Source organism: Paracoccus pacificus (assembly GCF_042680785.1).
In the GTDB taxonomy this organism is placed as follows: Bacteria; Pseudomonadota; Alphaproteobacteria; order Rhodobacterales; family Rhodobacteraceae; genus Paracoccus; species Paracoccus pacificus.
Genome location: NZ_JBHUEN010000003.1, coordinates 1 through 18,681, shown reverse-complemented (window position 1 = coordinate 18,681; position 18,681 = coordinate 1). Strand labels below are relative to the sequence as shown.

At 66.4% G+C, this 18,681-nt stretch carries 18 protein-coding genes; 10 read left to right on the top strand and 8 right to left on the bottom strand.

Going from position 1 to position 18,681, the window contains the following annotated elements:
• Window positions 1-205 precede the first annotated feature (205 nt).
• Window positions 206-562 (top strand): CidA/LrgA family protein, encoded by a 357-nt coding sequence (locus tag ACFSCT_RS00210; RefSeq protein WP_379139275.1) that lies wholly within the window; start codon window positions 206-208, stop codon window positions 560-562.
• Window positions 555-1,274, top strand: a complete 720-nt coding sequence (locus tag ACFSCT_RS00205) for an LrgB family protein (RefSeq protein WP_379139274.1) — start codon at window positions 555-557, stop codon at window positions 1,272-1,274. The genes ACFSCT_RS00210 and ACFSCT_RS00205 overlap by 8 nt, the downstream gene beginning before the upstream one ends.
• A 181-nt stretch (window positions 1,275-1,455) precedes the next feature.
• Here ACFSCT_RS00205 and map read toward each other — a convergent pair whose 3' ends face one another.
• A complete protein-coding gene (gene map / locus ACFSCT_RS00200) occupies window positions 1,456-2,268 on the bottom strand; it encodes a type I methionyl aminopeptidase (RefSeq protein WP_379139273.1) in 813 nt (270 codons plus the stop codon).
• Between the two features lie 127 nt (window positions 2,269-2,395).
• On the opposite strand from map, the gene ACFSCT_RS00195 reads away from it, so the two are divergent.
• Window positions 2,396-3,142, top strand: a complete 747-nt coding sequence (locus ACFSCT_RS00195; protein ID WP_379139272.1) for a competence/damage-inducible protein A — start codon at window positions 2,396-2,398, stop codon at window positions 3,140-3,142.
• Window positions 3,139-3,864, top strand: a complete 726-nt coding sequence (locus tag ACFSCT_RS00190; RefSeq protein ID WP_379139271.1) for a GNAT family N-acetyltransferase — start codon at window positions 3,139-3,141, stop codon at window positions 3,862-3,864. Before ACFSCT_RS00195 ends, ACFSCT_RS00190 begins: the two co-directional genes overlap by 4 nt.
• Before the next feature lie 34 nt (window positions 3,865-3,898).
• Here ACFSCT_RS00190 and ACFSCT_RS00185 read toward each other — a convergent pair whose 3' ends face one another.
• The 5 genes from ACFSCT_RS00185 to ACFSCT_RS00165 all read right to left on the bottom strand — a co-directional run bounded on the left by ACFSCT_RS00185 (window position 3,899) and on the right by ACFSCT_RS00165 (window position 9,968).
• Complete coding sequence (locus tag ACFSCT_RS00185; protein WP_379139270.1) at window positions 3,899-4,279, bottom strand: hypothetical protein; 381 nt, start codon at window positions 4,277-4,279, stop codon at window positions 3,899-3,901.
• 32 nt (window positions 4,280-4,311) lie between these two features.
• Window positions 4,312-5,091, bottom strand: a complete 780-nt coding sequence (locus ACFSCT_RS00180; RefSeq protein WP_379139269.1) for a DUF6478 family protein — start codon at window positions 5,089-5,091, stop codon at window positions 4,312-4,314.
• A 9-nt stretch (window positions 5,092-5,100) separates the two neighbouring features.
• Window positions 5,101-6,834, bottom strand: a complete 1,734-nt coding sequence (gene ilvD, locus ACFSCT_RS00175; RefSeq protein WP_379139268.1) for a dihydroxy-acid dehydratase — start codon at window positions 6,832-6,834, stop codon at window positions 5,101-5,103.
• A gap of 411 nt (window positions 6,835-7,245) precedes the next feature.
• Window positions 7,246-9,225, bottom strand: a complete 1,980-nt coding sequence (locus tag ACFSCT_RS00170) for a vWA domain-containing protein (protein ID WP_379139469.1) — start codon at window positions 9,223-9,225, stop codon at window positions 7,246-7,248.
• Between the two features lie 203 nt (window positions 9,226-9,428).
• The gene (locus ACFSCT_RS00165; protein WP_379139267.1) at window positions 9,429-9,968 is read right to left on the bottom strand and encodes an RNA polymerase sigma factor; all 540 of its coding nucleotides are present in this window, start codon (window positions 9,966-9,968) and stop codon (window positions 9,429-9,431) included.
• A gap of 159 nt (window positions 9,969-10,127) precedes the next feature.
• Here ACFSCT_RS00165 and ACFSCT_RS00160 point away from each other — a divergent pair, with 159 nt between their 5' ends.
• Window positions 10,128-10,781, top strand: a complete 654-nt coding sequence (locus tag ACFSCT_RS00160) for a glutathione S-transferase family protein (protein ID WP_379139266.1) — start codon at window positions 10,128-10,130, stop codon at window positions 10,779-10,781.
• A 275-nt stretch (window positions 10,782-11,056) separates the two neighbouring features.
• Window positions 11,057-12,901 (top strand): dihydroxy-acid dehydratase, encoded by a 1,845-nt coding sequence (gene ilvD / locus ACFSCT_RS00155; RefSeq protein WP_379139265.1) that lies wholly within the window; start codon window positions 11,057-11,059, stop codon window positions 12,899-12,901.
• 212 nt (window positions 12,902-13,113) lie between these two features.
• Here ilvD (ACFSCT_RS00155) and pdxR read toward each other — a convergent pair whose 3' ends face one another.
• The gene (gene pdxR, locus ACFSCT_RS00150) at window positions 13,114-14,559 is read right to left on the bottom strand and encodes a MocR-like pyridoxine biosynthesis transcription factor PdxR (RefSeq protein WP_379139264.1); all 1,446 of its coding nucleotides are present in this window, start codon (window positions 14,557-14,559) and stop codon (window positions 13,114-13,116) included.
• Between the two features lie 113 nt (window positions 14,560-14,672).
• Here pdxR and ACFSCT_RS00145 point away from each other — a divergent pair, with 113 nt between their 5' ends.
• The 3 genes from ACFSCT_RS00145 to ACFSCT_RS00135 are packed head-to-tail and all read left to right on the top strand — an operon-like array spanning window position 14,673 to window position 16,402.
• Complete coding sequence (locus ACFSCT_RS00145; protein ID WP_379139263.1) at window positions 14,673-14,909, top strand: thioredoxin family protein; 237 nt, start codon at window positions 14,673-14,675, stop codon at window positions 14,907-14,909.
• Between the two features lie 27 nt (window positions 14,910-14,936).
• Window positions 14,937-15,641 (top strand): glutamine amidotransferase, encoded by a 705-nt coding sequence (locus tag ACFSCT_RS00140; RefSeq protein ID WP_379139262.1) that lies wholly within the window; start codon window positions 14,937-14,939, stop codon window positions 15,639-15,641.
• Window positions 15,638-16,402 (top strand): YggS family pyridoxal phosphate-dependent enzyme, encoded by a 765-nt coding sequence (locus tag ACFSCT_RS00135; protein ID WP_379139261.1) that lies wholly within the window; start codon window positions 15,638-15,640, stop codon window positions 16,400-16,402. Before ACFSCT_RS00140 ends, ACFSCT_RS00135 begins: the two co-directional genes overlap by 4 nt.
• Before the next feature lie 83 nt (window positions 16,403-16,485).
• Here the strand turns inward: ACFSCT_RS00135 and ACFSCT_RS00130 are convergent, their stop codons facing one another.
• Window positions 16,486-17,961, bottom strand: coding sequence for a catalase (locus tag ACFSCT_RS00130; RefSeq protein WP_379139260.1), 1,476 nt, complete (start codon window positions 17,959-17,961; stop codon window positions 16,486-16,488).
• A gap of 158 nt (window positions 17,962-18,119) precedes the next feature.
• On the opposite strand from ACFSCT_RS00130, the gene ACFSCT_RS00125 reads away from it, so the two are divergent.
• On the top strand, window positions 18,120-18,681 hold a 562-nt coding region (locus tag ACFSCT_RS00125; protein WP_379139259.1), incomplete at its 3' end, for a LysR family transcriptional regulator.

Here is an 18,681-nt window from a genome sequence, read left to right as displayed (position 1 = left end):
TCGGGGCGCGAGGGCCGGTTCAGCCCCGCAATAGCGGCTCGTGCGGCGCCGTCAATTCATCAGGGCAAGAATTTCGGCGGGACAAGAATTAAACGGCTTATGACCGGATTACGGCGGCTTGCGCCGGAAACGATCCCCGTGCCATGCCGCGCCGGCGTGACTCTGGCGCGATCCTGTGGCTAAGCTTGCCCGGAAAGGACCCGCCATGATCCCAGCCATCACCATCATCCTGTGCTTTCAACTTGGCGGCGAGATCGCATCGCGCGCGCTTGGCCTGACGCTGCCGGGGCCGGTGATCGGGCTGGTCGCGCTGGTGCTGGCCTGTCTGGCGTGGCCGCGACTGGCCGACATGCTGCGGCCGGCAACCTCGGTCCTGCTAGCGAACCTGTCGCTGCTGTTCGTGCCGGCCGGGGTCGGCGTGGTGGCGCATCTGGATCTGATCAGAAGCCACGGGATCGGGCTGGCGGTCGCGATCCTTGGATCGACCGCGCTTGCGATCGCGGCGGGGGCCTTGGTGTTCGTGGCCGTCGCGCGGCTGACCGGGGCGGAACAGGATGAGTGACCCGGCGCTGATCTGGAGCTATCTGACCCAGGGGCCGCTGCTGTGGCTGACCGCGACGCTGATCGCCTATCTGGCCGGCGACTGGTTGTTCCGGGCCAGCGGGCGAAACTCGGTGGTCAATCCAGTGCTGATCGCGGTGATCATTCTGGGGCTGGTCCTTTGGTTCAGCGGCACCGATTACCAGACCTATTTCGAGGGCGCGCAATTCGTCCATTTCATGCTGGGCCCGGCCACCGTCTCGCTGGCGCTGCCGCTTTACGACAACCTGCCCCGGGTCCGCAAAGCGGTCTGGCCGATGCTTGCCGGGCTGGCCGCCGGATCACTGACCGCCGTCGTCTCGGCCCTGCTGATCGCGCGCTGGTTCGGGCTGGACCAGCAGGTGCTGGCCTCGCTCGCGCCGAAATCGACCACCGCGCCCGTCGCCATCGGCATCGCCGAGGCGATCGGCGGCCAGCCGTCGCTGACCGCGACGCTGGTACTGCTGACCGGGATCAGCGGCGCGGTGATGGCGACGCCGCTTCTGAATCTGCTGCGGATCCATGACGGCCGCGCGCGGGGGTTCGCGACCGGGGTCGCGGCCCACGGCATCGGCACCGCCCGCGCCTTTCAGGTCAATCCGACGAACGGGGCATTCGCCGGCATCGGCATGGGGATGAACGCGGTGCTGACCGCGCTGATCGCGCCGGCGTTGCTGCACCTGATCGCGCGTTAGGCTGGCCCGCACGGCGCCTGCGATCACCCAAGGATCGCGTATCCAGGCGCCCCGACCACGGCCGCAATGACAAGGCCCGCACCCCAGATGCGGGCCTTTGCCGGATTTCCGTAACTGTCGAGATGCGCTTTCCGGACCGATTTCGCCACGCGAGCGATCCGATCGCGCAGGGCGTCCGCCCTCAGGCCGGAACCGAGGGGGGATAGAAAACCCCGCCGGGCGAAAGCGTGAAAATCTCGCACCCGTTCGCGGTCACGCCGATGGAATGTTCAAACTGCGCCGACAGCGACTTGTCGCGGGTCACGGCGGTCCAGTCGTCGGCCAGCGTCTTTACCTCGGGGCGGCCAAGGTTGATCATCGGCTCGATGGTGAAGAACATGCCTTCCTCGAGCACCGGGCCTTTGCCGGGGCGGCCATAGTGCAGCACGTTCGGCGGCGCGTGGAATACCCGGCCAAGACCGTGGCCGCAGAAATCGCGGACCACCGACATGCGCTGACTTTCGGCATAGCTCTGGATGGCATAGCCGATGTCGCCGAATGTCGCGCCGGGCCGCACGGCGGCGATGCCGCGCATCAGCGATTCGTGCGTGACCTGAATCAGCCGCTCGGCCTTGCGGTTGGCGGTGCCGGCCACATACATCCGGCTGCTGTCGCCATACCAGCCATCGACGATGACCGTCACATCGACGTTCAGAATGTCGCCATCGGTCAGGATCTTTTCGCCCGGGATGCCGTGGCAGACCACGTGATTGACGCTGATGCAGCTTGCATGCTGATAGCCGCGATAGCCGATGGTGGCCGAGATCGCGCCCGCCGCTTCGACCCGGGCGCGAATGAAATCGTCAAGCGCCGCGGTCGACACCCCCGGCACGACAAGCGGGCCGACCTCATCCAGAATTTGCGCGGCCAGCCGTCCGGCCACCCGCATCCCGGCGAAATCCTCGGCCGGATAGATTCTGATACCTTCTTTCGTGACGCGCCCGTCGCCGTCCATATCGCGTTCCGCTTGCTGAGTCTGATGTGTGTTTCTGCGCTACAGATAATCGCCGATGGCCTCTTGTTCCAGACCTGATCGCAGTCCTATACCTGCCTTGACCCGCCATATGATAACGGAAATCGCCATGGAATCCACGAATCCGACCGCCGCGATACTGGTCATCGGGGACGAAATCCTTACCGGCCGCACGCGCGAGGGGAATGCCTGGCATCTGGCGGGCGTGCTGGCCAATGCCGGATTCGACCTGAAAGAGATGCGCGTGGTGTCCGATGACCACGACAGGATCGTCGAGGCGATCCGGGCCTTGGACAAGTCGCTGGGCGGCGCATATGACCATCTGTTCACCTCGGGCGGTATCGGGCCGACGCATGACGATGTTACCGCCGATGCGGTGGCCGATGCCTTTGGCGTGGGCATCGGCATCAACGAACAGGCGCGGGCCGCGATGCAGGCGCGCTATGACAAGCTGGGGTTGGAGCTGACCGGCAACCGCCTGCGCATGGCCCGCATCCCCGACGGCGCCGAGCTGATCGAAAACGCCGCCTCGGCCGCGCCGGGCTTTACGCTGGGGGGCACCCATGTCATGGCCGGCGTCCCCGAGGTGTTCAGCGCCATGGTCGACGCGCTGATCCCGCGTCTGGTCGGCGGCCGTCCCTTGGTCAGCCGCGAGGTCGAGATCATGCGCGGTGAAAGCGATGTGGCCGAGGATCTGGCCGAAATCGCCCGGCAGAACCCCAAGCTTTCGCTGGGATCCTATCCCTTCACCCGCGAGGGCCGCTATGGCACCAAGCTGGTGGTACGCGGTCTGGACGAACCGGCGGTTGAAACGGCCTTTGCCCAGTTGTGCCAGCGGATCGGCGTGACCCCGTGATCGACCCCGGGCTTTCGGCGGCGTTCGAGGCGACATGGCCCGCCGCCGAATACGCCCGCTTCGGTGGTATCGTGATCGGTCGCGGCGCGGGCGGCGGCGGCCGGGTCAGTTCGGGCCGCGCCGTATCCCCGGACTGGACGGCGGGTGATCTGGATGCCGCTGTCGGGCAGGCGCGCGCGTGGCGGCAACCGCCGATGTTCCGCGCCCCCGATGACGACGAACGGCTGATCGCGGCACTGAGGGACATGGGCTATGTGCGCACGATGCCGACCTTTGTCATGCATATCGACGCGGCCAAACTGACCGGCACCGAACTTCCGCGCCTGACGGCTTTCGCGATCTGGCCGCCGCTGGCCGTGCAGCGCGACATCTGGAGCGCCGAGAACATCAGCGCCGGGCGGCAGGCAGTGATGGACCGGGTGGCGGACCCCCATTGCGCAATCCTTGGCCGGATCGAGGATCGGGCCGCGGGGGCGGGTTTTCTGGCGGCCCATGAGGGTGTCGCCATGCTGCACGCGCTGGAGATCCGGCCCGAATACCGCCGCAAGGGTCTGGCGGAATGGATGGTGCGATTCGCCGCGCAATGGGCGGTAAAGAACGGCGCCTCTCGGCTGGCGCTGGCGGTGTCGCGCGGCAATGCGCCTGCGGTGGCGCTGTATCGCAAGATGGGTTTTGCCGAGGCCGGCGAATACGCCTATTGGCAGCCGGCGCCGCAGCCGTAACGCCCTGTGACGGCGGCCCGCAGCCGCGGCGCCATCAGAATTGCCCGTCGGCCAGCCGGCGCAATTCGCGCTTTACCAGATCCAGTTCGGCCCGCAGGGTGGCGATCTCGGCCACCAGATCCTGATCCAGCGGCTGACCCGCGATGACCGAGACCTGCCCCAGCGACTGGCCCGAGATGGCCTCGGCGTCGGCGCCCTGCCGCGTCTCGACCAGCAGAAAGGTCTGAATACCGTCCTGTATCGCCGCCGCCGGCAGCGGCGCGGCAATGTCCCAATCCTTGTCGGCCGCCGTCACGCTCGCCTCGGACACGGGCCGGCCATTCAGCGTCACGACCAACCGCTGCGGCGGGGCGCCCGCCGTCAGCCGTCCGCGCCAGACGCCGTCGCGTATTCCAAGATTCTCAAAACGGCTCATCGACCGGAAACCCTTCAGACACCAAAAACCCTTCAGACATCGGCGCGCGGGTGGCGGGATATGACGATGTCGCGCAACTCGACCGCGTTCATTCTTGGCCTTTCGAATATGACGTCCACCCACATTTTCGACAGCCGCTTTTCGTTGAGCTCGGAATAGGCCAGATCGAATTCGGCGACGGCCAGATCGGCGGCGCCCTGCGCTGCGGGCTGAAAACCCTGCTGCATCGAATCGGTGTTGGGACCGTTTTCGATGTTCAGCCGCGCATAGGCGGTCAAGGGCCGCTCGGCCCAGATCCGCATATCGGCGCGCACCACGAAATCGGGACCAAGACCGGTCAGCACCGCGGCCGGAAGGTCTATGGATAACGAGACGAACTGCCCCTCGCAGCCCAGCGCCTCGATCGACAGCCCGAAGGGTGGCAGGTCATCGGCGCGGCTGCGGGATTGCCGCAGGATCAGCGCCGCCTGCGGATCGTCGTGCCAGATCGTCGCGCCCTCGGCCAGACGGGTGCCGCTGGCCGGGCTGACCAGACTGGACGGGTGCATCGGCTGCTGAAACAGATCGCTGCGCCAATGCCAATCCGTCGCGCCGGGCAGATGGTCGGCATTCACCGGCGCCGGGCGCAGCGCCGCCACGGTCGTATTGGCCAGAAACCGGTCAAGCACCTGCCGCAGCGAGACCGCCTCGGAGCGCAGCCTGCGCAGCCTTGAGGACCCAAGATCGCCCGGATCCGCCGCAAGCGCCGTCCAGCGCGCATCGCCGCGACGGCGCGTCACCCGGTCGATCCAGCCTTCGCGATTGCCTGTCAACAGCGACCCCTATTGATCCATATAGACATGGGTTTCGGCATCGGCGCCGGGATGGGTCACGGCGCCCTGCCGCGCGCCACCGACCAGCCGGGCATATTTCCACAGCGCCCCCGAAGCATAATCGGTCGGTCGCGGGCCTTTCCATTCGGCCTTGCGCCGGGCCAGTTCCTCGTCGCTCAGATCGACGCTGATCTCGCCCTTGATGGCGTCGATGGTGATCATGTCACCGTCCTTCAAAAGCGCGATCGGACCGCCATGGGCGGATTCGGGGCCGACATGGCCGACACAGAAACCGCGCGTCGCGCCCGAGAACCGGCCGTCGGTGATCAGCGCCACCTTCTTGCCCATGCCCTGACCCGACAGGGCGGCCGTCGTGGCCAGCATCTCGCGCATGCCGGGGCCGCCGGCGGGGCCTTCGTTGCGGATGACGATGACCTCGCCTTCCTTGTAGCCGCGCTTCTGGACCGCGTCGAAAGCATCCTCCTCGCATTCGAAAACGCGGGCCGGGCCGGTGAAAACCTGATCCTCGGGCTTCATCCCGGCGACCTTCACGATGGCGCCCTCGGGGGCGAGGTTGCCCTTCAGCCCGACAACGCCGCCGGTCTTGGTGATCGGGGTGTCGATCGAATGGATGACCTTGCCGTCGGCCTCGCGGTCGATCAGGTCAAGCTCCTCGCCGATGGTCTTGCCGCTGGCGGTCATGCAATCCTCGTGGATCAGCCCGGCGCGGCGCAATTCGCGCATCACCACCGGCACGCCACCGACCTCGAACAGGTCCTTGGCGACATATTCCCCACCCGGCCGCAGGTTCACGAAATAGGGGGTATCGCGGAAAATATCGGTGACGTCGAACAGGTCGAAGTCGATGCCGGCCTCATGCGCGATGGCCGGCAGATGCAGACCGGCATTGGTCGAGCCGCCGGTGCAGGCCACCACCCGCGCCGCGTTTTCCAAGGCCTTGCGCGTCACCACGTCACGGGCGCGGATGTTCTTTTCGATCAGGTTCATCACCGCCTCACCCGAGGCCAGCCCGTATTGATCACGGCTTTCGTAGGGCGCCGGCGCGCCCGAGCTGTTCATCAGCGCAAGCCCGATCGCCTCGCTGACGCAGGCCATGGTGTTCGCGGTATACTGCCCGCCACAGGCGCCGGCCGAGGGGCAGGCGACGCGTTCCAGAATCTCCAGCTCGGCATCCGACATATTGCCGGCGGCATGCTGGCCCACGGCCTCGAACACGTCCTGAACGACGACATCCTTGCCGTTCAGCTTGCCCGGCAGGATCGAGCCGCCATAGATGAAGACCGAAGGCACGTTCAGCCGCACCATGGCCATCATCATGCCAGGCAGCGACTTGTCGCAACCCGCCAGCCCGACCAGCGCGTCATAGCAGTGCCCGCGCATGGTCAGTTCCACCGTGTCGGCGATGGCGTCGCGGCTGGCCAGTGACGACCGCATGCCCTCATGCCCCATGGCGATGCCGTCGGTCACGGTGATCGTAGTGAATTCGCGCGGGCAGCCGCCGCCCTTCTTGACGCCCTGTTTCACCGACTGGGCCTGACGGTTCAGCGCGATGTTGCAGGGCGCGGCCTCGTTCCAGCAGGTGGCGACGCCGACCCAGGGGGAATGAATCTCATCCTCGGAAATGCCCATGGCGTAGAAATAACTGCGGTGCGGCGCGCGCGACGGACCTTCGGTCACGTGGCGGCTGGGCAGCTTAGCCTTGTCGAAGCGGGCGTTTTTCATGGCTGTTCCCTCGGCTGGCAATGGATCGCTAGCATCGTGGATAATCGCGCGGGCGCAAGTGAACAAGGTCACGCGCGCCGGAATCCCACCCTATGCGCGGATATCCGGGTTGGCCATGGCAGCCGATTTTCGTGCCAAAGTGGCAAGCGGCGGTTTCGGCCTGTCGGTGCAGGCCGGAAAAAAGGCCGAAAAGACAGGCCAGGCCGGCAAAACCGTTGGGCGCGTTCGGGGGAAAGCCGGGTCGACGGCGGCCAAACGGAGGCCCCGCAGCCCGAATCTTAGCTTTTTGATACAACGGACAGTGACGAAAAGGGCGCCCGGGGCCGCCCCCGCGCGCACCTTTCCAAAAAACATATCCCGGGGCATCACCCCCGGGATACGCATTTCGCCGCACATTCAGCCGTCGTGCGGTTACTGGTCGGACAGGGATTTGGCCAGACGCATCAGGCCAATCGCTTCGGCGCGATAGCCGAACGGATCGGCGCCCCGCGATTCCACGCCCAGCGCGATCGCATCGTCCCAACCCCAATCGCCCAGATATTTGGCCCCGGTCAAAAGCTGCCCGAACCCCGCGATGCTGGCCGCAAAGCGGGCATCCGCATCGGCCGGGCCGGCATCGGCGGGGATCGGGGTTTCGATCAGCCGGCTGACACTCTGGCCCGGATCCTTGTACCGCAGACGCAGAAAGCCCAGCTCGCTCCCTTTGTCGCCGGCGGCGGCATCCGCCCCCGCATTTTCCCCCGTGGTCGACGTGCCGGACCCATAGCGCAGCGCATCGTTCCGCAACGCCGGGCTGCCGAGGCGGGTGATCTCGTAAAGCGCGGTGACGGTGTGGCCCGCGCCGATCTCGCCCGCGTCGACCTTGTCATTGTTGAAATCCTCGCGCGCGAGGGTGCGGGTCTCATAACCGATCAGCCGGTATTCGGCGACCGTCGCGGGGTTCCATTCGACCTGAATCTTCACGTCGTCGGCGATGGGGAACAGCGCCCCCGAAAGCTGATCGACCAACACCTTCTGCGCCTCTTGCAGGGTGTCGATATAGGCCGCCTGACCATTGCCGTTCTGGGCCAGCGCCTGCATCGTCGCATCGTCCAGATTGCCCCGGCCAAAGCCCAGAACCGACAGGTAGATGCCCGATTCCCGCTTGCGCCCGACGTATTTCTCAAGCGCGTCGGGGTCCGAGATACCGACGTTGAAATCGCCGTCGGTGGCCAGCAGGATACGCGAAACCTCACCATCCGAGGCCATGGATTCAGCGGTGCGATAGGCCAGCTCCAACCCCTCGGCCCCGGCGGTCGAACCGCCCGCTTCAAGCTGATCCAGCGCGGCGAGGATCTTGGTGCTGTCCGCGGCCTTGGTCGGGGGCAGAACCTCGCCGGCCGAACCGGCATAGGCGACCATGGCGACCTGATCCTCGGGGCGAAGCTGACCAAGCATCAGCCGCAGCGACTGCTTCAAAAGCGGCAGCTTGTCGGGGTCCTGCATCGACCCCGAAGTGTCGATCAGAAACACCAGATTCAGCGGCGGTCTTTCGGCGACCGCCGGCATCCGCCCCTGCAACCCGATGCGCACCAATTGGGTATCGGCATTCCACGGCGTTTGCATGACCGAGACCGAGGCCTTGAACGGCGCCTCGGCCTCGGTCGGGGCCGGGTAGTCATAGGGAAAATAGTTGATCATCTCCTCAATCCGCACCGCATCGGGCGGCGGCAGGGCCCCCGCCATCAGCGACGAACGGACGACGCCGTAGGACGCGGTGTCGACGTCGATCGAAAAGGTCGAAACCGGATCCTCGGCCGTCACCTTGACCGGATTCTGATCGGCATTGGCGAAGGCCTCGGTATCCCCGACCACGGGCGGCATGATGACCATCTCCGGGCTGATGTAATCCGAGGTCTGACCGCCATAGGGGGCGACGGCATTGCCGTTCACACCGGGCGTCGGCATTGCCATGCGCCGGGTCGCGTTCGGGGCCGGCATCGCCTCATCCGCGGCGGCTTCGGCGGCGACATTCGCCGAAGCATCCGCATCGCCAGACAGCGGTTCCGGCATCGGGCCGGTTTGCGGGGGCTGGGTCGGCGCGACCTGCACGGGCGGTGCGGGTGGCGTAGCGGGCGGCGCGGTCGGCGTCACGGTAACCGGACCGGTTGTCGTTGGCGCCGGGGTTACCGGCTGCGGCGCATCGCCCTGCGTGGCGTTTTCCCGGGAACGCGCGTCCTGCGCGACGACGGTTTCCGCCGGCTCTTCCCGCGTCGCCGTGGCGGCGGGCGGCGGCGTCTCACCGGGCATCGGCGCACGGATCTGCGGCATGATGATGAACAGCCCGATGCACAGCGCCGCAACCGAGGTCGTGGCGGCAAGGGCCGATCGCGTGTTGAGTCTGGACAGCATGATGCGAACTCCTTTCAGAAAACCCGCCTGTTTCTGGGGGCGGTCCTGATTGGGACGCATCTGGTCGGCCGATCCTTGGTGGAGGTCGTCGAAATTTTTCATCGCCGTCGCCAGCGCCCGGGCCCGGGCATCCGGGTCGGGCACGGGGGCGGCCTCGCGCAGGGCGCGCTCCAGCCGGTCAAGGTCGTCTTGCGGTTCACGGGTCATAGCGTTGTTTCCTCATTGGCGAGGATGCGGAGTCGTTTCTTCACCTCGGACATCCGCCACGCGACGGTGCCTTCGGACAGGTTCAGGACCTCGGCCGCCTCGGCCTGGCTCAGCCCCTCGCCCAGCGTCAGGGCAAGCGTATCGACCAGATCCTCGGGCAGGCGGGCCATGGCGGTGTTCAGCCAGTCCAGCATCTCGGCCGTCTCACCGATTTCGGCACGGCGGTTGATTTCCCATTCCCCCCAGCCGATGGCGGCGCGGCTGCGCGTGGCGGCGCGGCGCCGGCGATCATGCGCGGCATTGACCACGATGCGGTAAAGCCAGGTCGAAAACCGCGCCTCGCCACGCCAGCCTTTCAGCTTGGCAGGCAGGTTGGCGCAGACATCCTGCGTCAGATCCTCGGCCTCGGTCCGGTCGCCGGTCAGCCGCCAGCACAGACCGAACAGCCGGTCGTAATGCCGGTCCAGCAACGCCGCGAAGGCATTGCGGTCGCCATTCGCGGCGGCCTGCGCCAAGGTTGCATCACAGGTGTTCATCAACATCACTTACATAAGACGCAACCACCGCATTGTTCCTTGGCCGCAACGCCGAAATAGTTGAACATGCCCGGGTGGCAAAAGCCAACGGCCCATTTGCGCCGCGCTGACGTGCCCATGTCAGGCGGACGGCCCATTCCCCGGAGCGGAGCACAGGACATGCCGATCACCATCACCGCATTCAAAAACTCGCCGGACGGCGGTCAGGGCATGGCGCGGGACATGCGGGTCCGCTGGGCGCTGGAAGAGGTCGGGCAGCCCTATGAGGTGCGCCTGCTGACATTTCCGCAGATGAAGCAGCCCGGACATCTGGCGCTGCAACCCTTCGGTCAGATTCCAACCTATGAGGATGGCGATCTGAGCTTGTTCGAATCCGGCGCGATCATTCTTCACATCGCGCAGACATATGCCGGTCTTTTACCCGATGACGCCAACGCCCGGGCGCGGGCGATCGCGTGGATGTTCGCCGCCCAGACGACCGTGGAACCGCCCATCGTCGAACGCGAGGCCGCGATTCTGACCGAGGGCGACAAACCGTGGCACGACCAGCGCATGATCTTTCTGGACGAGCGGATCTGTACCCGGCTGGACCAGCTTTCACGTTGGCTGAACGGGCGCGACTGGTTGGAGAATGATTTCAGCGCCGGCGATCTGATGATGGTTTCCGCGCTGCAACGGCTGAACGGCGAAGGTCTGCGCGAAAGATACCCCGATCTCGAGCGTTACGTGGCGCGCGCCGAGGGCCGACCCGCCTTCAGGCGCGCCTTTGATGCGCAATTGGCGGTGTTCATCGCCAGCCAGTCCGCCGGCTGACCCGGCGCCATCGCCGCGCGGGTCGCCCGGCCCGGTCGAACGCGCATCGCCGCCCGCCGCGATGAACCCGCCTGCCCCACCCCTCACGGTCTGACCTCGCGGCAGCGTCACGGACCGAGCCGCGCGGCCCCGTCAGATCACCGTGACGGATGATGTTGACGTCTTGCCGCACAGGTGCCGCAGCGTTAGGACGGGTCCGTTCCCGCATTTGCCCCGAAGCGCCCCCGCTGCCACCCGCAAATGCCGGATCGACGCGCCATCTGAAGGAGATCGCCATGCCCGCCTATCGTTCCCGCACCACCACTCACGGCCGCAATATGGCGGGCGCACGCGGATTGTGGCGGGCGACTGGGGTGAAGGACAGCGATTTCGGCAAGCCGATCATCGCCATCGTCAACAGCTTTACCCAGTTCGTGCCCGGCCATGTCCATCTGAAGGATCTCGGCCAACTGGTCGCGGCCGAGGTCGAGGCGGCAGGCGGGATCGCCAAGGAATTCAACACCATCGCCGTCGACGACGGCATCGCCATGGGCCATGACGGGATGCTGTATTCGCTGCCCTCGCGCGAGATCATCGCCGACAGCGTCGAATATATGGTCAACGCCCATTGCGCCGATGCGATGGTCTGCATCTCGAACTGCGACAAGATCACGCCCGGCATGCTGATGGCGGCGCTGCGGCTGAACATCCCGGTGGTCTTCGTGTCGGGCGGCCCGATGGAGGCCGGCAAGGTCGTGTTGCAGGACGGCAAGGTCAAGGCGCTGGATCTGGTCGACGCCATGGTCGCGGCGGCCGATGATTCGGTGTCCGAAGCCGACGTGCAGGCCATCGAGCGTTCCGCCTGCCCGACCTGCGGCTCATGTTCGGGCATGTTCACCGCGAATTCGATGAACTGCCTGACCGAGGCGCTGGGTCTGGCGCTGCCCGGCAACGGCTCGACGCTGGCCACCCATGCCGACCGCAAACGGCTGTTCGTCGAGGCGGGGCATCTGATCGTCGATCTGGCCCGGCGCTATTACGAGGGCGACGATGCAAGCGTGCTGCCGCGCAACGTCGCCAGCTTTGCGGCTTTTGAAAATGCGATGACGCTGGACATCGCGATGGGCGGCTCGACCAATACCGTGCTGCACCTGCTGGCCGCCGCGCATGAGGCGCAGATGGATTTCACCATGTCCGACATCGACCGGCTGTCGCGCAAGGTGCCGGTGCTGTGCAAGGTCGCGCCGGCCAAATCCGACGTGCATATGGAGGATGTGCACCGCGCCGGCGGCATCATGGCCATTCTGGGCGAGTTGGACCGCGCCGGCCTCTTGGACACATCCGTCGGCAGCATCCACTCGGGCACGCTGGCCGATGCGCTGAAACGCTGGGACGTGGCCCGGACCGAGGCGCCCTCGGTTCATGAATTCTATCGCGCCGCGCCGGGCGGCGTGCCGACGCAGGTCGCGTTTTCGCAGGATCGCCGGTATGACAGCGTTGATCTGGACCGCAAGGCCGGGGTGATCCGCGACGCGGAACACGCTTTCTCCAAGGATGGGGGTCTGGCGGTGCTGTATGGCAACCTTGCCGAGGATGGCTGCATCGTGAAAACCGCCGGGGTGGACGACTCGATCCTGACCTTCACCGGCCCGGCGCATATCTTTGAAAGCCAGGATGACGCGGTTTCGGGCATTCTGACCGGCAAGGTAAAGCCGGGCGAGGTCGTGCTGATCCGTTACGAAGGCCCGCGCGGCGGCCCGGGGATGCAGGAAATGCTGTATCCGACCAGCTACCTGAAATCGAAAGGGCTGGGCAAGGATTGTGCGCTGGTCACCGATGGGCGCTTCTCGGGCGGATCGTCGGGGCTGTCGATCGGCCATGTCTCGCCCGAGGCTGCCGAGGGCGGCACCATCGGTCTGGTCGAACAGGGCGATCTGATCCGCATCGACATCCCCAACCGCGTCATCGCGCTTGAGGTTGACGATGCCACGCTGGCCGCCCGGCGCGAGCGGCGCGAGGCCGAGGGCTGGAAGCCGCGGAAGCCGCGCAACCGCAAGGTTTCCACCGCGCTGCGGGCCTATGCGGCATTGACCACCAGCGCCGCAAAGGGTGCGGTGCGGGTGGTCCCGGATCATCACTGACCGCCGATCCGCCCCCGGTCTTTTGCGGGCGGGGCGCGCGGGGGAACGATTGGAACGGGCCGTGGTTTTCGGGCATGGGCGCCGGAGGCTCAGGTTGCTTGATGGCTCTGCGACCGGGCCGGAATAGCGGAACCCTGTCTGACCCGGCGGCGGCGCGAGGCGCCCGTGGATGAGCTTGCCACCGGCGCGGCTTGGTTTTTGACCGCCGGAGCTCAGCCCGCCTCGGGCCGGGTCTGCGCCAGCAGTTTCACGACCCGGGTCAGCCCGCGTTCGTCGTGATTGGCAAAGCCGATGCGAAACGCTTCGGGCGCGGTCGCGACATCCAGCGCGAAGTGCAGGCCCGGCGTGATCCGAAGCCCATGGCTCCGGGCCCGACGGGCCCAGCATTCCGCGCTGACGCCGGCACGCAGCCGCGCCCAAAGCGCCAGACCGCCGGCGGGCAGGTCGAAACCGACCTCGTCAGCAAGGTCGCCGGCTAGAAGCCGCGCCAGATGCTCGCGCCGCCCGCGATAGATCCGGCGCGCCTTGCGGGCGTGGCGGCGCAGGGTGCCATCCTCGATCAGTTGCGCCAGCGCCTGTTCCAGCGGCTGGTCGCCCTGCCGGTCGATGGCCTCGCGGTATTGGGCCATGCGGTCCAGCAGATCGGCGCGCGCGGTGACATAGCCAAGCCGCAGGGTCGGCGCCAACAGCTTGGACAGCGAGCCGATGTGAATGACCGGCAGTTCCGGCCGGGCGCGCGTGGCCAGCGGCAGGACCGGGCGGCCGTCGAAACGATATTCGTGGTCGTAATCATCCTCGATGATCACCAGCCCGCGCCGCTGCGCCAGATCCAGCAGATGCAGCCGCAGCGCCGCCCCCATCGTCACCGTGGTCGGATATTGATGATGCGGGGTCACATAAACCGCCTTCAGCGCCGGAACGCGGTCGGCAAGCGCGTCCAGCCGCGCCACGTCCATGCCCCCCGCATCGACCGGCACCCCGATCACCCGCGCCCCGGCCGCGCGGAACGCCGTCCACGCCAGCGGATAGCCCGGTTCCTCGACGGCGATGCATTCACCCGGCGCGATGACGGCGGCGGCGGCAAGGAACAGTCCCATCTGGCTGCCGCGGGTCAGCAGCAGATCATCGGCATTAACGGTCAGCCCGCGCTCTGCCCAAAGATAGCCGGCCAGGGCCGCGCGCAGCACCGGCGTGCCCCGTGGGTCGCCATAGGCCGACCCGCACAGAAAACCCGGGGCGGCAAGCGCGCGGCGAAAGGCGCGGACCAGTTCGGTCCGGGGCATGAGACGCGGATCGGGCCCGCCGTCCGAGACATGCAGGGCGGGCGGAAACGGCACCGGCATTCCCGGGGACGGCGGGTCGGGTCGAACCGCCTCGGCACGCGGTGTCGCCATCGCGGGCAGGTCGCGGGCGACGAAGGTGCCGCGTGACGGCTCGGCCACCAGCCAGCCCTGCATGGTCAGTTCATGAAAGGCCGCGTCGACGGTGTTGCGGTTCAGCCCCAGACTGCGCGCCAGCGCCCGGGTCCCCGGCAGCGCATCGCCCGGTTTCAGCCGGCCGCGTTCGATTTCGCGGATGATCGAGGCGGCGAGGTTCAGGAATACCGGCTTGTCGCCCGTCCCCGTCAATTCGATCGTGATTTCGCCCCGCTTTCGCATCCGGCCTATCCGATTTCTGAAAACCGGCACTCCGCAACAGGCCGGGTTGTCGGTATCGCATGATCCGACCGCCACGGCAATTCCGCCATGGTGGCGGGGAAAAGGAGCCGCTCATGGCCGAAAAAGTCGTCTTCTATCACGCCGGTTGCCCGGTTTGCGTCGATGCAGAACAGCGTTTCGCCGGGGCTCTCGACAAGAACCTGTATCAGGTCGAGGTGGTGCATCTGGGCGAACAACCCGCCCGTCTGGACGAGGCGGAACGGGCTGGGGTCGCCTCGGTGCCGGCGTTGGTGATGGACGGGGCGGTCTATCACATCAATCACGGCGCGGATCTTTCGGCTCTGCGCTGACCGGGGCCCGGGTGGGAAGCGACCTGCATGTTGAAGACGGCTCTGGCCATCCGCCACGTTCATTTCGAGGATCTTGGCAGGTTCAACGCGGTTCTGACCGCTGCGGGCTACCGGATCGACTATCTCGACGTTGATGTTGATAGGTTCGCGCGGATGGATCCGGTTCTGCCCGATCTTCTGGTCATGCTGGGGGGTCCGGTCGGCGTCAACGACGGCGACGCCTATCCGTTCCTTGCCGAGGAACGCCGGATACTGACCAAGCGGCTGGCGGCCGGTCGCCCGACGCTGGGCATCTGCCTTGGGGCGCAGCAGATCGCGGCGACCCTTGGTGCGCGCGTCCAGCCGATGGGCCACAGGGAAATCGGCTTCGCAGCCGTGGGCCTGAGCCCGGCCGGCGCCGCCGGTCCGCTTCGCCACCTAGGCGGTGTCCCCGTGCTGCATTGGCACGGGGACACCTTCGACACACCGCCGGGCGCGGAAAATCTGGCGTCGACACCGCTTTGCGCGACGCAGGGCTTTGCGCTTGGCCAGAATGTGCTGGGCCTGCAGTTCCATCCGGAAACTGATCTTTGCGCCGGGATCGAGCCATGGCTGATCGGCCACGCGGCCGAACTGGCGGCGGCGGGGATTGATCCGGCGATGCTGCGGACCGAGGCCGCACGGATCGGCCCCGATCTGCGCCATGCCGCGCGGCGGATGCTGGCCGAGTGGCTTGAGGGGTTGGCGGCATGAACCGCGACGACGCATTTCATGATCCGGCGCCCGATCTGGCCCGAAACCTGGCCCTCGTCCGCCGCCGGATCGCCGCCGCCGCGTTGCGTAGCGGGCGCGCGCCCGAGGCGGTGCGCTTCGTGCTGGTGACCAAAACCGTGTCGGCCGATCGGATAAGGCAGGCCATTGCCGCCGGGGCCACCGATCTGGGCGAGAACAAGGTGCAGGAGGGATTGGCCAAGGCGCAGGATCTGGCCGACACCCGCGCGCGCTGGTCGATGATCGGTCATCTGCAATCGAACAAGGCCCGCGACGTGCTGCGCTTCGCGTCCGAGGTGCAGCCGCTCGACCGCCTGTCACTGGCGAAGCGGCTTGAAAACCGGCTTCAGCAACTGGGCCAACCGCTTGATGTGCTGGTGCAGGTCAACACCTCGGGCGAGGCCAGCAAATACGGCCTGACCCCAAGTGCCGTGCCGGGCTTCCTGAAGGAACTGGCCGCCTTTGATGCCCTGCGCCCGCGCGGCTTCATGACGCTTGCCACCTTCACCCCGGACGAGGCCGAAGTGCGCCGCTGTTTCCGCCTGCTGCGCATGATCCGCGACCGCGCGCTGGAAGACGCCCCGCAGGGTGCGGCGCTGGCCGATCTGTCGATGGGCATGTCGGGCGATTACGAATGGGCGATCGAGGAAGGCGCCACCATCATCCGCGTCGGGCAGGCGGTCTTTGGCCCGCGCCCGCTGCCCGATTCCCATTACTGGCCCGGCGCGGCGGGGACGAGGTGAGCTGCATGCAGACCCACCCCGGCGCCACGCGCAAGACCCGGCCCGCTGTAACGGGCCGGGCCGCTTGGGCTGCGGGCAGGCGTTCAGGCCGCCAGTTGCCCGACGCTCGCCATATCAATGCCAAGCGCCGCGGCCACACCTTCGCCATAGGCCGGATCGGCGCGCCAGCAATTGCGGATATGGGCATGCTGGATTTCGAGACGCGCCGGGCCGATGGCGCGGGCGGTATTCTCGAACAGCACCTGTCGCTGTTCCGGCGTTATCAGCCGGAACAGGGCGCCGGGCTGGGTATAGTAATCCGTGTCCTCGCGGTGGTTCCAGTGATCGGCCGCGCCCTCGATGCTCAGCGGCGGTTCGCGGAAATCGGGCTGCTCGTTCCATTCGTCCCGCGTGTTCGGCTGATAGCCGATCCGCCGGCCCTGATTGCCGTCGACCCGCATCGCACCGTCGCGGTGATAGGAATGATAGGGGCAGCGCGGTGTGTTGACGGGGATCATCGCATGGTTCACCCCCAGCCGGTAGCGTTGCGTATCGCCATAGGAAAACAGCCGCCCCTGCAACATCTTGTCGGGCGAGAAGCCGATGCCCGGGACGACATTACCGGGATTGAAGGCCGCCTGCTCGACATCCGCAAAGTAGTTTTCCGGGTTGCGGTTCAGCTCCAGCACGCCAACCTCGATCAGGGGATAATCCTGCTTCGACCAGACCTTGGTCAGATCGAACGGGTTGACGCGATAGCTGCCGGCCTCACGCTCTGGCATGATCTGGACGAACAGCGTCCATTTGGGGAAATCGCCGCGCTCGATCGCGTCGAACAGGTCGCGCTGATGGCTTTCGCGATCCTGCCCGATCAGCGCGGCGGCCTCGGCATCAGTCAGGTTCTTGATCCCCTGCTGGGTGCGGAAGTGGAACTTGACCCAGAAACGCTCATTCCCGGCATTGATGAAACTGAAGGTGTGCGAGCCGAAGCCGTGCATGTGCCGATAGCTGGCCGGGATGCCGCGATCGGACATGATGATCGTCACCTGATGCAGCGCCTCGGGCAGGCTGGTCCAGAAATCCCAGTTGTTGTCGGCGTCGCGCATATTGTGGCGCGGGTCGCGTTTGACGGCGTGATTGAGGTCGGGAAACTTCAGCGGGTCGCGCATGAAAAAGACCGGGGTGTTGTTGCCGACCAGATCCCAGTTGCCTTCGTCGGTATAGAACTTGATCGCGAAGCCGCGAATGTCGCGTTCCGCATCGGCCGCGCCGCGTTCGCCCGCGACGGTCGAAAAGCGCAGGAACAGTTCGGTCTTCTTGCCGATCCCGGAAAAGATCCGGGCCTTGGTGAAGCGGGTGATGTCCTGCGTCACCGTGAAGGTGCCGAAAGCGCCCGACCCCTTTGCGTGCATCCGGCGTTCCGGTATAACCTCGCGATCGAAATGGGCGAGCTTTTCCAGAAACCAGACATCCTGCAACAACATCGGCCCGCGCGGCCCGGCGGTGATGACGTTCTGGTTGTCGACGACCGGTGCCCCCGACGCGGTGGTCAGCGCGTTCTTCTTTCTGTCATGTGCCATGGTCTTCTCCTCGGTCGGCATTTCGGATGGCGGCTTGGGGCGCGAATGCGCCGCCTTGCCTTACGGGCCAAGGATTTCAGCTTCGCGGCCATAGGTGAAATAGATGGTTTCGTCATCTCGCTTTGGCGCTTCCTATCCTTTTGCGCAGACCTTCGGCCGTGTCGCTAAGATCGCTGTCGGGCCTGTCGCTGCGCGATCTGGAATATGCCGTCGCGGTGCGCCGCTTCGGGCGGTTCAACCGCGCGGCCGAGTTCTGCGGCGTCAGCCAGCCGACGCTGAGCGGCCAGATCCGCAAGCTTGAGGCGCTGATCGGCGTCACCCTGTTCGAACGCTATGGCCGCCGGATCACGCCCACGGCCGAGGGGCAGGCGGTGCTGGATCAGGCCGAGCAGATCGTCGCCCAGTCCAAGGCCCTGTTCGAGATTGCGGCCTGTCCGGAACCACACCGGGGCCCGCTGCGGCTGGGCGCGATCCCGACGCTCGGCCCCTATTTCCTGCCGCATGTGATGGGGCCGATCCGCCGCGCCTATCCCGAGCTTTCGCTGCGCATCCACGAAGGTAAGACCGACGAGCTGGTCAACCTGCTGAAGGAACGCAACCTCGACGCGATACTGGTTTCCTCGCACGACAGCGATGCGCGGCTGCACCCCGAGCCTGTCAACGGCGGCGTAAAACCCAGCCACTGGGCGGCGCAAAAGTCGGCCACCCTTGCGCGCGGCT

Excerpts from the sequence above, each read along its gene's own strand:
- ACFSCT_RS00135 (WP_379139261.1), top strand. The coding sequence starts at position 15,638 with ATGAACCGCGACGACGCATTTCATGATCCGGCGCCCGATCTGGCCCGA.
- map (WP_379139273.1), bottom strand. The coding sequence starts at position 2,268 with ATGGACGGCGACGGGCGCGTCACGAAAGAAGGTATCAGAATCTATCCG.
- ACFSCT_RS00145 (WP_379139263.1), top strand. The coding sequence starts at position 14,673 with ATGGCCGAAAAAGTCGTCTTCTATCACGCCGGTTGCCCGGTTTGCGTC.
- ACFSCT_RS00195 (WP_379139272.1), top strand. The coding sequence starts at position 2,396 with ATGGAATCCACGAATCCGACCGCCGCGATACTGGTCATCGGGGACGAA.
- ilvD (WP_379139268.1), bottom strand. The coding sequence starts at position 6,834 with ATGAAAAACGCCCGCTTCGACAAGGCTAAGCTGCCCAGCCGCCACGTG.
- ACFSCT_RS00140 (WP_379139262.1), top strand. The coding sequence starts at position 14,937 with ATGTTGAAGACGGCTCTGGCCATCCGCCACGTTCATTTCGAGGATCTT.
- ACFSCT_RS00185 (WP_379139270.1), bottom strand. The coding sequence starts at position 4,279 with ATGAGCCGTTTTGAGAATCTTGGAATACGCGACGGCGTCTGGCGCGGA.
- ACFSCT_RS00205 (WP_379139274.1), top strand. The coding sequence starts at position 555 with ATGAGTGACCCGGCGCTGATCTGGAGCTATCTGACCCAGGGGCCGCTG.
- ACFSCT_RS00160 (WP_379139266.1), top strand. The coding sequence starts at position 10,128 with ATGCCGATCACCATCACCGCATTCAAAAACTCGCCGGACGGCGGTCAG.
- ACFSCT_RS00165 (WP_379139267.1), bottom strand. The coding sequence starts at position 9,968 with ATGAACACCTGTGATGCAACCTTGGCGCAGGCCGCCGCGAATGGCGAC.
- ACFSCT_RS00210 (WP_379139275.1), top strand. The coding sequence starts at position 206 with ATGATCCCAGCCATCACCATCATCCTGTGCTTTCAACTTGGCGGCGAG.
- pdxR (WP_379139264.1), bottom strand. The coding sequence starts at position 14,559 with ATGCGAAAGCGGGGCGAAATCACGATCGAATTGACGGGGACGGGCGAC.
- ACFSCT_RS00130 (WP_379139260.1), bottom strand. The coding sequence starts at position 17,961 with ATGGCACATGACAGAAAGAAGAACGCGCTGACCACCGCGTCGGGGGCA.
- ACFSCT_RS00170 (WP_379139469.1), bottom strand. The coding sequence starts at position 9,225 with ATGCTGTCCAGACTCAACACGCGATCGGCCCTTGCCGCCACGACCTCG.
- ilvD (WP_379139265.1), top strand. The coding sequence starts at position 11,057 with ATGCCCGCCTATCGTTCCCGCACCACCACTCACGGCCGCAATATGGCG.